The sequence below is a fragment of the Blastococcus sp. TML/M2B genome (assembly GCF_016612865.1).
GTDB lineage: Bacteria > Actinomycetota > Actinomycetes > Mycobacteriales > Geodermatophilaceae > Blastococcus.
This window is the reverse complement of record NZ_JAENZZ010000001.1, coordinates 120,348-133,898: the sequence shown is the minus strand read 5'-3', so window position 1 is coordinate 133,898 and position 13,551 is coordinate 120,348. Positions and strand designations below refer to the sequence as shown.

Annotated in this window: 16 protein-coding genes; 8 read left to right on the top strand and 8 right to left on the bottom strand. The window is 75.3% G+C overall.

The genetic code is table 11. The features are described 5' to 3' along the window. Positions 1-36: 36 nt before the first annotated feature. The 5 genes from JKP75_RS00630 (at position 37) to JKP75_RS00610 (ending at position 5,641) form a co-directional block, all read left to right on the top strand. Positions 37-846 carry an MBL fold metallo-hydrolase gene (locus tag JKP75_RS00630; protein WP_200489602.1) on the top strand — a complete coding sequence of 270 codons (810 nt, stop codon included), beginning with the start codon at positions 37-39 and terminating at the stop codon, positions 844-846. Further along, complete coding sequence (locus tag JKP75_RS00625) at positions 843-1,493, top strand: VTT domain-containing protein (RefSeq protein ID WP_200489603.1); 651 nt, start codon at positions 843-845, stop codon at positions 1,491-1,493. Before JKP75_RS00630 ends, JKP75_RS00625 begins: the two co-directional genes overlap by 4 nt. Beyond that, a complete protein-coding gene (locus JKP75_RS23265; RefSeq protein WP_309229391.1) occupies positions 1,490-3,661 on the top strand; it encodes a phage holin family protein in 2,172 nt (723 codons plus the stop codon). Before JKP75_RS00625 ends, JKP75_RS23265 begins: the two co-directional genes overlap by 4 nt. 52 nt (positions 3,662-3,713) lie before the next feature. Then, complete coding sequence (locus JKP75_RS00615) at positions 3,714-4,688, top strand: glucosyl-3-phosphoglycerate synthase (protein WP_200489605.1); 975 nt, start codon at positions 3,714-3,716, stop codon at positions 4,686-4,688. 110 nt (positions 4,689-4,798) lie between these two features. Further along, on the top strand, positions 4,799-5,641 hold the full coding sequence (locus tag JKP75_RS00610) for a glycerophosphodiester phosphodiesterase family protein (protein ID WP_200489606.1): 843 nt from the start codon (positions 4,799-4,801) through the stop codon (positions 5,639-5,641). A 119-nt stretch (positions 5,642-5,760) separates the two neighbouring features. On the opposite strand, the gene JKP75_RS00605 is transcribed toward JKP75_RS00610, so the two are convergent. Next, a complete protein-coding gene (locus tag JKP75_RS00605; RefSeq protein ID WP_200489607.1) occupies positions 5,761-6,426 on the bottom strand; it encodes an HAD family hydrolase in 666 nt (221 codons plus the stop codon). Positions 6,427-6,455: 29 nt separating this feature from the next. Continuing rightward, on the bottom strand, positions 6,456-7,565 hold the full coding sequence (locus JKP75_RS00600) for an NDMA-dependent alcohol dehydrogenase (RefSeq protein WP_200489608.1): 1,110 nt from the start codon (positions 7,563-7,565) through the stop codon (positions 6,456-6,458). A gap of 178 nt (positions 7,566-7,743) precedes the next feature. Between JKP75_RS00600 and JKP75_RS00595 the strand changes: the two genes are divergently transcribed. After that, a complete protein-coding gene (locus JKP75_RS00595) occupies positions 7,744-8,442 on the top strand; it encodes a TetR/AcrR family transcriptional regulator (protein ID WP_200489609.1) in 699 nt (232 codons plus the stop codon). 12 nt (positions 8,443-8,454) lie between these two features. Here the strand turns inward: JKP75_RS00595 and JKP75_RS00590 are convergent, their stop codons facing one another. The 6 genes from JKP75_RS00590 to JKP75_RS00565 all read right to left on the bottom strand — a co-directional run bounded on the left by JKP75_RS00590 (position 8,455) and on the right by JKP75_RS00565 (position 12,325). Beyond that, a complete protein-coding gene (locus JKP75_RS00590; protein ID WP_200489610.1) occupies positions 8,455-9,054 on the bottom strand; it encodes a TetR-like C-terminal domain-containing protein in 600 nt (199 codons plus the stop codon). 131 nt (positions 9,055-9,185) lie between these two features. Continuing rightward, positions 9,186-9,518 carry a hypothetical protein gene (locus JKP75_RS00585; RefSeq protein ID WP_200489611.1) on the bottom strand — a complete coding sequence of 111 codons (333 nt, stop codon included), beginning with the start codon at positions 9,516-9,518 and terminating at the stop codon, positions 9,186-9,188. Positions 9,519-9,627: 109 nt separating this feature from the next. Beyond that, positions 9,628-10,515, bottom strand: coding sequence for a 1,4-dihydroxy-2-naphthoyl-CoA synthase (locus JKP75_RS00580; RefSeq protein WP_200489612.1), 888 nt, complete (start codon positions 10,513-10,515; stop codon positions 9,628-9,630). Between the two features lie 43 nt (positions 10,516-10,558). Continuing rightward, entirely contained in the window at positions 10,559-11,350 is a 792-nt protein-coding gene (locus JKP75_RS00575) for a hypothetical protein (RefSeq protein WP_200489613.1), read from the bottom strand. Positions 11,351-11,421: 71 nt separating this feature from the next. Continuing rightward, the gene (locus JKP75_RS00570) at positions 11,422-11,925 is read right to left on the bottom strand and encodes an NUDIX hydrolase (protein WP_309229390.1); all 504 of its coding nucleotides are present in this window, start codon (positions 11,923-11,925) and stop codon (positions 11,422-11,424) included. 16 nt (positions 11,926-11,941) lie between these two features. Further along, on the bottom strand, positions 11,942-12,325 hold the full coding sequence (locus tag JKP75_RS00565; protein WP_200489614.1) for a nuclear transport factor 2 family protein: 384 nt from the start codon (positions 12,323-12,325) through the stop codon (positions 11,942-11,944). Between the two features lie 150 nt (positions 12,326-12,475). On the opposite strand from JKP75_RS00565, the gene JKP75_RS00560 reads away from it, so the two are divergent. Continuing rightward, entirely contained in the window at positions 12,476-12,934 is a 459-nt protein-coding gene (locus tag JKP75_RS00560; RefSeq protein ID WP_200489615.1) for a MaoC family dehydratase, read from the top strand. A 4-nt stretch (positions 12,935-12,938) separates the two neighbouring features. After that, on the top strand, positions 12,939-13,520 hold the full coding sequence (locus JKP75_RS00555; protein ID WP_200492669.1) for a TIGR00730 family Rossman fold protein: 582 nt from the start codon (positions 12,939-12,941) through the stop codon (positions 13,518-13,520). Positions 13,521-13,551: the final 31 nt, after the last annotated feature.

Genomic DNA, 13,551 nt, shown 5'->3' with positions numbered 1-13,551 from the left:
TGGGTTCCGTCCCCGCCCCGGCGAATACTGGCGCGCGTGGGATCGCCCCGGCTGCACTTCCTCGGCCACTCGACGGTGCGCGTCGAGCTGGCCGGGCGCACCGTGCTGACCGATCCCCTGCTCACCGCCTCGGTCGGCCCGCTGCGCCGCGTGGTGCCGGTGCCCGACCCGGCGCTGCGCGAGGGCGTCGACGTCGTCCTGCTCAGCCACCTGCACGCCGACCACCTGCACCTGCGCTCGCTGCGACTGCTCGACCCCGGCGCCCGGTACGTCGTGCCGCGCGGCGCCGGCCGCTGGCTGCGCCGGCACGGCTTCGCCCGCGTCGACGAGCTCGGCGCCGGCGAGACGCTGGCGGACGGCGACCTGCGGATCACCGGCGTGCACGCGGCGCACAGCGGCCACCGCTGGGGCCCGCGCTACACCGGCGGCCCCGACGCCGGCGCCGTCGGCCACCTGCTCGAGGGCGACGGCTCCACCGTCTACCTCAGCGGCGACACCGCCCTGCACGGCGGGATGGAGCTGCTGGGCGAGCGCGGGGTCGACGTCGCCGTGCTGCCGGTGTGGGGCTGGGGCGCCGACCTCGGGCCGGGGCACCTCGACCCGGCCGACGCCGCGGAGGCCGTCGCCCGGCTGCGCCCGCGGATCGCCGTCCCGGTGCACTGGGGCACGCTCGCGCCGATGGGCGCCACCCGGCTGCCGACCCCGCTGCGCGCCCGCATGCGCCGGCTGCTGGTCGAGCCGCCGCTCACCTTCGCCCGCGAGGTCGCCGCGCGCGGCCTGGCCACCGACGTCGTCGTCGCCCGGCCCGGCGACCCGGTGCCCCTGCTGCCGGGGGTGGCGCCGTGAGCACGCTCGCCGCCGCCACGCAGGCCTCGACGGTCGGCTACCCGCTGCTGTTCTTCGGCGTGCTGCTGGGCTCGATCGTGCCGGTGGTGCCCACGGGCGCCGTGGTCGGCTCGGCCGCGGCCTTCGCCATGAGCAGCAACGACCTCGGCCTGCCCACCGTGCTGGCGCTGGCCACCCTCGCCGCGCTGCTCGGCGACCTGATCACCTTCGCGGTCTGCCGGTCCGGCGGGCCGGCCGCGGTGCGCTGGGTGGTGCGGGGCCAGCACACCGAGCGGCTGGCGGAGGTGCGCGACCAGTTCCGCCGGCACGGCTGGCAGATCCTCGTCGTCGGCCGGCTGCTGCCCGCCGGGCGGATCCCGGTGCTCGTGGCCGCCGGCGCGCTCAGCTACCCGTGGAAGCGGCTGCTGCCCGCCCAGTTCTGCGCCGCCCTGCTGTGGGCGCTGGCCTACGCGCTGCTCGGCGTGCTCAGCGGCGGCGTCTTCGACTCCCCGCTGGTCGCCGTCCTCATCGCGACGCTGCTCGTGCTGCTGGTCGGCCTCCTGCTCAACGCCGTCGGGGCACGCCGCCGGCGGCGGGCGGCTCCCCAGCCGCAGACCGACCCCGAGCTCGATCCGGAGCCCGAGCCGGCGCCGAGCGACGCCCGGTGACCGCGCCTCCTCCCGGCGGCCGGCTGCTGCGGGCCGGCCGCGGCATCGCCCGCGTCCTGCTCACCTGGGCGCTGGCCACCGGCGCCCTCGCCGCTCTGGACACCTGGCTCGACGGGTTCGCGATGCGCTCGTGGTGGCAGCCGCCGGTCGCCGCCCTGCTGCTCGGCGTGCTCACCGCCGGCGTCTGGCCGCTGGTGCTGCGGATCGCCCTGCCCGTCGCCTTCCTCACCCTCGGCCTCGGCGGCTTCCTGCTGCTGGGCGCCGGCGTGCTGGCCCTCTTCAACGCCATCCCCGGCGTCGAGGTGACCAGCTTCGGGACCTCGGTCGTCGTGGTGGTGGCCATGGCCGGGGTCTCGGGGGCGATCAACAGCCTGCTCGCCGTCGACGAGGACGAGGTCTTCTTCCGCCGCGCCCGCCGCCGGGCCGCCGGCTCCCCCGCCGCCGGGCCGCTCCCCCCGGGCGTGCTGTTCCTCCAGATCGACGGGCTCGGCCACGACACCGCCCGCCGCGCCGTCCGCGACGGCTCGATGCCCACGCTGGCCGCCTGGCTGCGCGCCGGCAGCCACGTGCTCACCTCGTGGCACACCGACTGGAGCTCGCAGACCGGCGCCAGCGTCTGCGGGATCCTGCACGGCTCCAACCACGACGTGCCCGCCTTCCGCTGGTACGAGAAGGAGCGCGACCGGCTGGTCCAGGTCTCCAACCCGCGGGACGCCGCCGAGATCGAGCGCCGGCACTCCGACGGGCGCGGCCTGCTCGCCGGCGACGGCGCCGGCCGCGGCAACCTGTTCACCGGCGACGCCCGCCACGTCAGCCTCACGCTCAGCTCGCTGGCGCACGTCGTCCCGGCCGGGGCGCGGCGGCGGCGCCGCGGGCGCGACCGCGTCGGCGCGGGCTACTACGCCTACTTCGCCAATCCGGTGAACGCCGTCCGCACGCTGGGGGTGGCGCTGGCCGACGTCGTCCGCGAGCTGACCGCGGCCTCCCGGCAGCGGCGCGCCGACGTCCGCCCGCGGGTGCCGCGCGGCGGGCTGTACCCGCTGGCCCGCGCGGGGACGACGGTGCTGGCGCGCGACGTCGTCGTCGCAGGCCTGCTGGAGGACATGATGGCCGGGCGCCCGGTGGTCTACGCCGACTTCGTGGGCTACGACGAGGTCGCCCACCACTCCGGCGTCGAGCGGGCCGACACCCTCGAGGTGCTGCGCAGCATCGACCAGCAGATCGGCCGCCTGCACCGCGCCGCCGCGCTCGCCCCCCGCCCGTACGCGCTGGTGCTGCTCTCCGACCACGGGCAGACCCAGGGCTGGTCGTTCGCCGACCGGTTCGGCTACTCCGTCGAGGAGCTCGTCGGCTCGCTGTGCGGCGCCCCCGTGGTCCCCCGGAAGCGGCACCTCTCCGGCCCCCGGGACAGCCGGCGGACGGCGGAGGGCTGGTTGCTGGGCGCGGCGATGGGCGAGGGTGGGCCGATCGCCCGCCGGCTGCAGCAGCGCGTGCAGGACGCCGCCCCCGGCAGCCCGCCGTCCGGACCGGGGACGGCGGAGGTGCCGCAGGTCGCCCCCGGGGTCGTGTGCGCGGTCTCCGGGCACTGCGCGTCGGTGTCGTTCCCCGGCATCCCCGGCCGCGCGACGCTGCAGGAGATCGAGCAGCGCTGGCCCGACCTCCTGCCCGGCCTGGTCGACCACGACGGCGTCGGGTTCGTGCTCGTGCAGTCGGCGGAGTCCGGCCCCGTCGTCCTCGGGCGGGAAGGCGTGCACCGGCTGCGCACCGGCGAGGTGGAGGGCACCGACCCGCTGCTCCCCTACGGCCCGCACGCGGCGGCGCTGGTCGCCCGCACGTCGTCCTTCCCGCACTGCCCCGACCTGCTCATCAACAGCCGCTACGACCCCGACACCGACGAGGCGTGCCGGCCTTCGAGCCGCACGTCGGCTCGCACGGCGGGCTGGGCGGGCCGCAGCAGCGCGCCTTCCTCGCCCACCCCGCCGACTGGGCCGCGCCCGGCGAGGTGGTCGGCGCCGAGCAGCTGCACCGGGTGCTGCGCGGCTGGCTCACCGACCTGGGCCACCCCGAGCCCGACGGCGAGGGGGCGGCCGTCGGCGAGCAGAGCCGGCGCGCGCTGGACGCGGACGGGGCGGCGCTGCGGAGGTGACCGCGGGGCGGCGGGCGGGTGAACAGCCTCACAGGGCAGTGGTGCGAAGCGGGATCGTGGTCGACAGTGAGGCCGTGCGACCCGACGCCCGAGCCTGGTTCCGGAGCCGCACCACGTCCGCCCGCACCCTCGCCGCCATCGACGCCGAGGCCCTGCTGACCGCGAAACGGCGCACCGGCACCCGCGTCAGCGTGGTCCTGCCCGCCCGCGACGAGCAGGCGACGATCGGCCCGCTCGTGGCCGACATCGCCTCGCGGTGGGTGCACCGCACGCCGCTGGTCGACGAGCTGCTCGTCGTCGACTCCGACTCCACCGACGCGACCGCGGCCGTCGCCCGCGCCGCCGGCGCCGACGTCGTCGCCACCGCGGACGTGCTGCCCGCGCACGGCAACCGCCCCGGCAAGGGCGAGGCGCTGTGGAAGTCGCTCGCCGCGACCACCGGCGACGTCGTCGTCTTCCTGGACTCGGACCTGCGCGGCGACGTCGCCCACTTCGTGCCCGGGCTGCTCGGCCCGCTGCTGACCGATCCCACGGTCCAGTTCGTGAAGGGCTGCTACACCCGGCCGCTGGAGATCGACGGCGTGAGCGCGCCGTCGGGCGGCGGGCGGGTGACCGAGCTGACCGCGCGGCCGCTGCTCAACGCGCTGTGGCCGGAGCTGGCCGGGTTCGTGCAGCCGCTGGGGGGCGAGTACGCGGGCCGCCGGTCGGCGCTGGAGCGGGTGCCGTTCGCCGGCGCGTACGGCGTCGAGGTGGGGCTGCTCGTCGACCTGCTGGAGCTCGTCGGGCTGGGGGCGCTTGCCCAGGTCGACCTCGGGGAGCGCCGGCACAGCTCGCAGAGCCAGGAGGCGCTCGGCGCGATGGCCGGGCAGGTGGTCGCGACGGTGCTGGCCCGCGCGGGGACGGCGCCGGCCGCCGGCGGGCTGCTCACCCAGTACCGGCACGACGGCGCGGCGTTCGTGCCCCGGAGCACCGCGGTGGCCCTCGACGAGCGGCCGCCGATGCTCACCGTGCCGGAGTACCGCGCCCGCGCGGCCGGCCTCGCCGGCTGACCCCCCGGGGCAGAAAGGGCCATTTCCGCCCCTCCGGCCTGCCCTCTCGCGTGACCGGGCGACGACGGGGAGGATCGACCCGTGCTCGTCGTTCATCCCGCCCTCCCCCGTTGACCGCCGTCGAGGTCGTCGCCCACCGCGGCGCCACCGCCGAGGCGCCGGAGCACACGCTCGCCGCCTACCGCCAGGCCGCGGCCGTCGGCGCAGACGCCGTCGAGTGCGACGTGCGCCTGACCCGTGACGGGGTGCTGGTGTGCGTGCACGACCGGCAGATCCGGCGGACGTCGAACGGCCGCGGCGTCGTCTCCGCGCTGCACCTCGAGGAGCTGGAGCAGTACCAGTTCGGGGCGCGCAAGCCGCGGGGCCGCAGCCGCTGGGCCGACGACGAGATCCTCTCGGTCACCGACGAGCCCGACCTCGAGAACGGGCTGGTGCTCACCCTCGACCGGCTGCTCGAGTACATCACCGCGACGCCGGGCAGCCTGCGCCTGGCGATCGAGACCAAGCACCCGACCCGGCACACCCGCAAGGTCGAGGAGGCGCTGGTCGAGAGCCTGCGCCGGTACGGGCTGCTGACCGGCGGCCGCCCGGTCGAGTGGGCCGGGCGCCCCGCCGTCCGGATGATGAGCTTCTCGCAGCTCGCGGTGCGGCGGATGGCGGAGCTGGCGCCGGGGATCCCCACCGTGCAGCTCATCGGGAAGCGGCTGCGACCGGTGCGCCGGGAGCTGCTGCAGGGCAACGCCACCGCCCTGGGCCCGGCGGTCGCGGTGATCCGCGCCGACCCCGGCTTCGTCGCCGACGCCCACGCCGCCGGCAAGCAGGTGCACGTCTGGACGGTGAACAAGACCGCCGACATGGACCTGATGCGCGAGCTCGGCGTCGACGCCGTCATCACCGACCACCCCGACGAGATGCTGCGCCGGCTGGGCCGCGGGACCTCCGCCGCCTCCTGACCCGCCAGCCGCCCCACATCGGCGATGTGGGGCGTTCCCGCGCCCCGTGCCGCCCACATCGGCGATGTGGGGCCTTCCCGCGCTCCATGGGCCCCGGATCGCCGATGTGGGCGGAACCGTCAGAGCAGGTCGAGGTCGTCCAGGGCGGCGACAAGGTCGGCGGGGGTGTCGTGGATGCCGACGGCCCCGGCGTCGCGCAGCTCGTCGTCCCCGAAGCCGCCGGAGCGCACGACGATCGCCGGCATCCCCGCGTTCTTCGCCGCCTCGACGTCGTAGACCGAGTCGCCGATGACGACGCTCGGCGCGTCCACCGGCTCGCCCAGCTTCTTCAGCGCGACCTGCAGCAGGTCCGGCGCGGGCTTGGTCGCCTCGACGTCCTCGCTGGTGGTCCAGGCGTCGGCGAGGTCGCGGGCGTCGAGCAGGTCCAGCGCGCGGTCGACGTGGTGCGGCTTGCCCGAGCTGGCCAGCACGACCCGGTGCCCGCGCTCCTTCAGGGCCACGACGAGCTCTCGCGCGCCGGGCAGCAGCGCCGTCTCGCCCATCATCGGGTCGACCTCCTCGACCCAGCGCTCGCGGGCGGCGTCCCCGATCCGCTGCTCCACCTCGTCCCCGCCGAGGGCGGACACCAGCTGGTCACCACCCATGCCGATCAGCCGGTGGATGCGCCAGACCGGGAACGTCTCGCCCAGCGACCGGAGCGCCCGGTACCAGGCGAGCGCGTGCTGGTAGTTGGTGTCGACCAGGGTGCCGTCCACGTCGAGGACGACGATGCGCGGGGAGCTCATGCCGCGAGGCTGCCCACGCCCCGCCGTCCTCAATCGGTGTGGACGAGCAGCCCGCGGACGATCTCGCCGGCCGCCTGGTCGCGGTACCCCTGGTTGAGCTCGTCGAGGGAGTAGCGGCGGGTGATGAGCCGGTCGAGCTCCAGCCGGCCCTCCTCGTGCATCTGCAGCAGCCGCGGGATGTCGGTGCGGGCGTTGCACGAGCCGTACAGCGAGCCCTGGATGCGCTGCTCGTAGACCGTCGCCATCGGCCCGTTGAGGGACAGCCGGCCGTCCTTCTGCTCGTCGGGGAGCGCGGTGAGCACCATCGTCCCGGCCTTGCCCAGGCAGGACATCGCACCGGCGTAGGCCTCGGCGGTCAGCTTGCCCACGGTCAGGACGACGACGTCGGCGCCCGTGCCGCGGGACAGGCTGCGGGCCAGCTCGGCCGCCTCCTCCGCGCCGGCCACCGTCACCGTGGCACCGAGCGACTCGGCGAACTCCCGCTTCATCGCCACCGGGTCGACGCCGATGACGTGCAGCGCGCCCGCGTGCACCGCGCCCTGCACCGCGTTGGCGCCGACCCCGCCCAGGCCGACGATCACGACCGTGTCCCCCGGCCGCACGCCGCCCGAGTAGACCGCCGAGCCCCAGCCGGTGGGCACGCTGCAGGCCAGCAGCGCCGCGGTGTCCAGCGCCACCGACGGGTCGATCCGGATGCAGGAGAACTCGCTGAGCACCGAGTGGCGGGCGAACGCCCCGACCATGCAGAACCCGCCGAACGACTGGCCGTCGAGCGAGAAGGGGAAGGTGCCCGAGGGCAGCTGCCCGGTGCCGATGGTGGCGCCCTTGTCGCAGAGGTTGGACTTCCCGCGGGCGCAGTACCGGCACAGCCCGCACGCCGGCAGGAAGCTGGTGATGACGTGGTCGCCCGGGGCGACGGAGGTGACGCCGGCACCGACGGCCTGCACCACCCCGGAGCCCTCGTGCCCGCCGACGATCGGCCGGACGCCGGGCCCGTGCCGCAGGTGCTCGTCGGAGTGGCACATGCCGGCGAAGGCCATCTCGACCAGCACCTCGCCCGGGCCGGGGTCGACCAGGTCGAGCTCGACGATGTCCCAGTCGGTCTCCGGTGCCCGCATCACCGCTGCTCTGGTCCTCATCCTGCGACTCCCCCGCTCGACGTCGGCGCCCGGCACTCGCGGGACCGTGGTTGCGGCACGATCGCACAGGAGCCGACCGGCGGGGTGCGCCGCGACACTCCGTGACGAGATGCGAGTCTCACCGGTAGCGGCGCCCGGGCGGCAGCGCCGAATACGTTGGGTGTCTAGTATCCATACAGTGAGTGATCTTGTGGATCGTCGTGCGCAGAAGAAGGCCCAGACCCGTCAGCTGGTCCGCACCACGGCGCACCGCCTCTTCGCCGCCCGCGGATTCGACTGCGTCACCATCGCGGACGTCGCGCGCGAGGCCGACGTCGCCGTCCAGACGGTGTTCAACCACTTCGCCACGAAGGAGGAGCTCTTCTTCGACGGCCGGGTGCCGTGGGTCGAGGCGATCGCGGGCTCGGTCATCGACCGCGAGCCCGGCACCACACCGCTCACCGCGCTGCGCAGCCACCTGCTCACGTTCATGACCGGCCAGCTCCGCCGCATGGGCTCCGCGGAGGAGCGCTCCTTCCGGGCCACCATCCAGGCGTCCGAGACCCTGCGCACGTACAACCGGCTGCTCGTCCTCGACGCCGAGCGGCGGCTGTCCGACGCGCTGCTGGAGGCGTGGGAGAGCAGCGACCCCGACGACCCGACCCGCCCGCTGCACCCCGCGATCGCCGCGCCGCTGACGGCCGCCATCTGGCTCTCCGTCGTCCGGGTGCTCGTCGTCGAGAACCGGCTGCGGATCATGGAGGGGCTCGGTGCCGCCGAGGCGGCCGCCGCCGTCGAGCAGATCGGCCAGCGGCTGTTCGCCCGGCTGCAGGACGGGTCCGACGCGATCAACGACCTGGTCGCGCCCGATTTCGCCGCGCACGTCCGCGTCAGCTGAGCTGAGTCGCGGTCAGACGGCGACCGGCAGGTCCTCCGACTGCTCCACCAGCGGGCACAGCACCTCGTCGACGACCCGGTCCACCTGCTCGGCCAGGACCGCGCCGTCGCCGGCCACGGTGAAGCGCTGCCACCAGAAGGCCTCGACCACCGAGTAGAGCAACGCCAGCCGGTCGTCCTCGATGGTCTCGCCGCGCGCCTGCGCGCGCTCGCCGATCGTCGCGACCGCTTCGGTGAGCGGCCGGACCAGGGCCTCGTCCAGGCCCGCGCGCAGCTGCTCGTCGTAGCGGGCGGCGCCGACGATGCTGGCGGCGGCCTTCTCCTCGCGGTCCAGCGGAACGGTCCACCGGTCGGCCAGCGCGCGCAGGTCGCCCCGGACGGAGCCGGTGTCCTCGGGCAGCTCGACCAGCCGGAAGCGCCCCACGGCGGCGCGTGCCAGGGCGGCCATCGTGGGCCAGCGGCGGTAGATCCCGGCCTTGCCGGCGCGGGCGCGGGCCGCGACGCGGTCGCTGTTGAGCCGGCTCCAGCCCTCCTCGGCCAGGATGTCGACGGCCACGGCCAGGAGCTGCTCGGAGAGCTCGGCGCTCAGGGGTCTGCCCGGGGTCCCGGTCACGACCGGTCTCCGCGCTCGCGGGTGATGTGCACCGCGACATACTGGCCTGACAGTGGAGTGACCACAATGACCCAGCGCCCAGTTCCTACCGGCGAGTTCGGATTCATCCGTGCAGGTGGGCGGCGCGGCGGTCACGCTCCGGCGGCGGACTCCACCTCCACGCGGATGGTCGCGCCGTCGTCGGAGAGCCGTCCCTCGGCCCGCGCACGGGTCACCATGGCGTCCCAGCTCGTGATCCAGTCGGCCGCCGTGGCCCGCGGTTCGGCGGCCGCCCGCAGCGCCGCGGCGTCCAGCAGTGCGGCACCGCCGTCCTGCATCCGGCCCAGACCCGAGCGCTCCAGCACCTCCGCGGCCTCGTCGTCCGTGACCTGACCCAGGGCCAGGACGACCCGGCTCAGGTCGTCGATGTCGACCACCCGCGCCTCGGGCCGCTCGTCCGCGCCCGTCACCACCTCGACGATCACGTGCGCCTCCGCCTCTCTCCGGGACTTTCGGTACCGAAAGTCGCTTCTCTCCGGGACTTTCTGTACCGAAAGTCCCCCTACTGACGGGACTTTCTGTACCGAAAGTCCGTCAGACGTGCCAGGGGAACTGCGAGAAGTCCGGGTCGCGCTTCTCCAGGAAGGCGTCCCGGCCCTCGACGGCCTCCTCGGCCATGTAGGCCAACCGGGTTGTCTCGCCGGCGAAGAGCTGCTGGCCGACCAGGCCGTCGTCGATGAGGTTGAACGAGTACTTGAGCATCCGCTGGGCGGTCGGGGACTTCGCCACGATCTTCTTCCCCCACTCCAGGGCGGTGGCCTCCAGCTCCGCGTGGGGGACGACGCGGTTCACCATGCCCATCGCGTGCGCGTCGGCGGCGGTGTACTCCTCGCCGAGGAAGAAGATCTCGCGGGCGAACTTCTGCCCCACCTGACGGGCCAGGTAGGCCGAGCCGAACCCGCCGTCGAAGCTGCCGACGTCGGCGTCGGTCTGCTTGAAGCGCGCGTGCTCGGCGCTGGCCAGGGTCAGGTCGGAGACGACGTGCAGGCTGTGCCCGCCGCCGGCCGCCCAGCCGGGGACGACGCAGATCACGACCTTCGGCATGAACCGGATCAGCCGCTGCGCCTCGAGGATGTGCAGCCGGCCGCTGGACCCCTGCGCGTGCTCGTAGCCGTACCTGCCGCGCACCCGCTGGTCCCCGCCGGAGCAGAACGCCCAGCCGCCGTCCTTGGGGCTGGGCCCGTTGCCGGTGAGGATCACGCAGCCGACGTCGGTGGACAGCCGGGCGTGCTCCAGCGCGGTGATCAGCTCGTCGACCGACTGCGGCCGGAACGCGTTGCGCACCTCGGGCCGGTCGAAGGCGATCCGGACGACGCCGGCGTCCACCGCGCGGTGGTAGGTGATGTCGGCGAAGTCGAACCCCTCGACCGGCCGCCACGCGGAGCTGTCGAAGATCTCGGAGACGTCGTCGCGGGCGCTCATGGGGTGCACCCTACGAAGGGACGGCGGCCGCCCGCCCGTCGCGTCACCGGCCGAGCAAGCCGCCGACCGGGGCGAGCACGCCGCCGACGAGCCGGGAGAGGCTGACCAGCACGCCGTCGACGAGCCGGCAGGGGCAGGGCACGCCGTCGGCGTCGGTGCCCGGGTCGGGCTGGGGTTCGGGCTGGGGCTGGGGCTGCGGGGCGGGCTGCGGCTGGACCGGTTGCTGCGGTTGCGGCTGGGCGGGTTGCGGCTGAACGGGCTGCTGCGGGGCCGGTTGCTGCACGGGCGGCTGGGCCGGCTGCTGCCCCGGCTGCGCGGCCGGGGTGGGCGCCGGCTTCGAGGGCAGGACCTCGATCGGCCGGGTGCCGGGCTGCGTCCAGCCCGTTCCGCTGCCGCCGCCCGTCGTCGCACCGGGTGCGGTGCCCGTGCCGACCGGCGCACCGGCCACCCGTTCTGCCGCCGTCTCCAGCCCGGCCGGCCCGGGATCGGTCGTCCCCGGGTCGGTCGTCCCGGGGCCCGGCGTCCCTTCGTCCGGCACCGCGGGCGGCGTCCCCGTGCCCGCATCCGCTCCGTCGCCGTCCCCGGTGGCGCCGTTCCCCGGTCCGCCGTCCCCGCCGGTCCGCGGGTCGGTCGCCTCGGACTCCTGTGCGGCCGGCTCGCCCGCCGTGGACGAGCGCACGATCGCCAGCGGCGCGGCGACCAGCAGCGCGGCGCAGACCAGCGCGAGCAGCAGCAGCGCGCGGGCACGGCGGCGGTCGGCCGACGGCGTCGTCGCTCCGGGACCGGTCCGCGGCGGCGCGGGCTCGGGGGCGGCGTGACGGGCGGCGGAGGACACCGGCGGCTCCTCGGGTACGGGATCGACTCCGCCCCTGCCCAGCCGCGTTAGGTATTACTCCTGTTCCGCAATCAGCCGCGCGTGTCGGGCGCGCCCACGACCAGCGGGACCAGCCGGTCCAGGGACGCCGCGAGACCCGGGTGCAGCGCCACGGCGTCCAGCCCGCCCAGGGGCCACCAGGCGACGCCGTCGCTCTCGCCGTCCAGCCGCAGCTCCGCCGGATCGATCGGCCGGGCGGGGCGGGCGAGCACCGTCGTGTAGGCCCAGCCGCCGTGGTCGTCGACCGAGCGCGCCCCGAGGACGACGTCGGCGGGGGTCAGGCCCAGCTCCTCCCGGCACTCGCGCAGCGCCCCGACGTGCGGGTCCTCGCCGGCGTGCAGCGCGCCGCCCGGCGTCCCCCAGGTGCCGCCGTGGTGCGACCACAGGGCGCGGTGCTGGAGCAGCACCTCCGGGCCGTCGACACCGTCGCGGTGCAGGAACAGCCCGGCCGCGCCCGCCCGGCCCCAGTGCTGGTGCCCCAGGGCGCAGGAGGTCCAGCCGTCGGTGGAGGCGAACACCCGCCCAGTGAACCTCACCGGCCGGCTCCGGCCGTCACGCGGCGGGCGCCGTCCCGGTGTCGCTGTCGAAGAAGCCGGTGAGCCGGGCGATGCGGCCCGCCGGGTCCAGCTGGACGACGTCGAAGCCGGTCATGACGACGGCGCCGTCGGCGTCGGTGAGGGACCACCGGAAGAAGGCGCTGTCGTGGTGCCGCACCGGCTCGCTGGTCACGGCGATGCGCCCGCCCGGCATGGCCGCCTGGAACTGCCCGATGTGGTCGGCGAGCGCCGCGCGCCCGGCCACGTGCGCCAGCGGGTCGGAGTAGACGGCGTCGGTCGCCCAGGCCTGCTCGAGGAGGGCCAGCCGCGCGGTCGCGTCCGGCTCCACCCAGGCGGCCCCGTAGGCGGCGACGGCGTCCGGTGCGACCTCTGCGGTCATGGCTGCTCCTCGGGTGGACGGGCCCGCCGGGACCGGACGCGGGCGGTGGTCGCGGTGCAGGCTGCCAGAACCGGGCGTGGTCGGGAACCGGTCGGGGCGAGGACGTAGGTTCCAGGGGACAACGTCAGCGCTCCCGACGGAGGACCACCCATGAGCACCACCACGACCATGGCCGAGCTGCCCGGGCTCGTCGGCACCGAGCTGGGCACCAGCGAGTGGTACGAGGTGACCCAGGAGCACGTGAACCTGTTCGCCGACGCCACCGGCGACCACCAGTGGATCCACGTCGACCCCGAGCGCGCCACCAAGGAGAGCCCCTTCGGCGGCCCGATCGCCCACGGCTACCTGACGCTGTCGCTGCTGGTCCCGCTGTTCGGCTCGGTCCTGCGGGTCACCGACACGGTGATGGGCGTCAACTACGGCCTGAACAAGGTCCGCTTCCCCTCCCCCGTGCCCGTGGGCTCGAAGGTCCGGCTGACCGCGACGCTGACGAACATCGAGGACATCGCCGGCGGCAAGCAGCTCACCTTCTCCTGCGTCATCGAGCGCGAGGGCGGCGACAAGCCGGTCTGCATCGCGGAGCCGGTGTACCGCTACTACGGCGGCTGACCCCTTGCGCGTCGCCGTCTTCACCGGGTCGCACGCCGGTCCCGCAACGCACGCCGAGGCGGCGGCGACCTTCGCCGCCGACCTCGCGCGGGCCGGCGTCGGCATCGTCTACGGCGGCGGGGACGTCGGGCTGATGGGTGTCGTCGCCGACGCGGCGCTGGCCGCCGGCGGCGAGGTCATCGGCGTGATCCCGCAGCACCTGGTGGACGACGAGGTCGCGCACACCGGCCTCCCCCGCCTCGAGGTCGTGCAGACGATGCACGAGCGCAAGGCGGTCATGGCCGAGCTGTCCGACGCCTTCGTCGCGCTGCCGGGCGCCGCGGGCACCCTCGAGGAGCTCTTCGAGGCCTGGACGTGGGGCATGCTCGGCCTGCACGCCAAGCCGACCGCGCTGGTCGACGTCGACGGCTTCTGGCAGCCGCTGGTCGGCCAGTTGCAGCGGATGGTCGACGACGGCTACCTCGACGCCGCCCGCCTCGACGCCCTCGGCGTCGTGCAGGACGCCGCGGAGCTGCTCCGCTTCGTCGAGGGCTATCAGCACCCGGCCCGCAAGTGGAGCGCCGAGCACCCGCCACCCCGCCCCTGACCCACCCTCCCCAGGGGACTTTCGGTACAGA

What these genes read in the sequence shown, in the direction of transcription:
- JKP75_RS00580 (WP_200489612.1), bottom strand. Translation starts at nt 10,515, where the DNA reads ATGAGCGCCCGCGACGACGTCTCCGAGATCTTCGACAGCTCCGCGTGG.
- JKP75_RS00560 (WP_200489615.1), top strand. Translation starts at nt 12,476, where the DNA reads ATGAGCACCACCACGACCATGGCCGAGCTGCCCGGGCTCGTCGGCACC.
- JKP75_RS00605 (WP_200489607.1), bottom strand. Translation starts at nt 6,426, where the DNA reads ATGAGCTCCCCGCGCATCGTCGTCCTCGACGTGGACGGCACCCTGGTC.
- JKP75_RS00565 (WP_200489614.1), bottom strand. Translation starts at nt 12,325, where the DNA reads ATGACCGCAGAGGTCGCACCGGACGCCGTCGCCGCCTACGGGGCCGCC.
- JKP75_RS00600 (WP_200489608.1), bottom strand. Translation starts at nt 7,565, where the DNA reads ATGAGGACCAGAGCAGCGGTGATGCGGGCACCGGAGACCGACTGGGAC.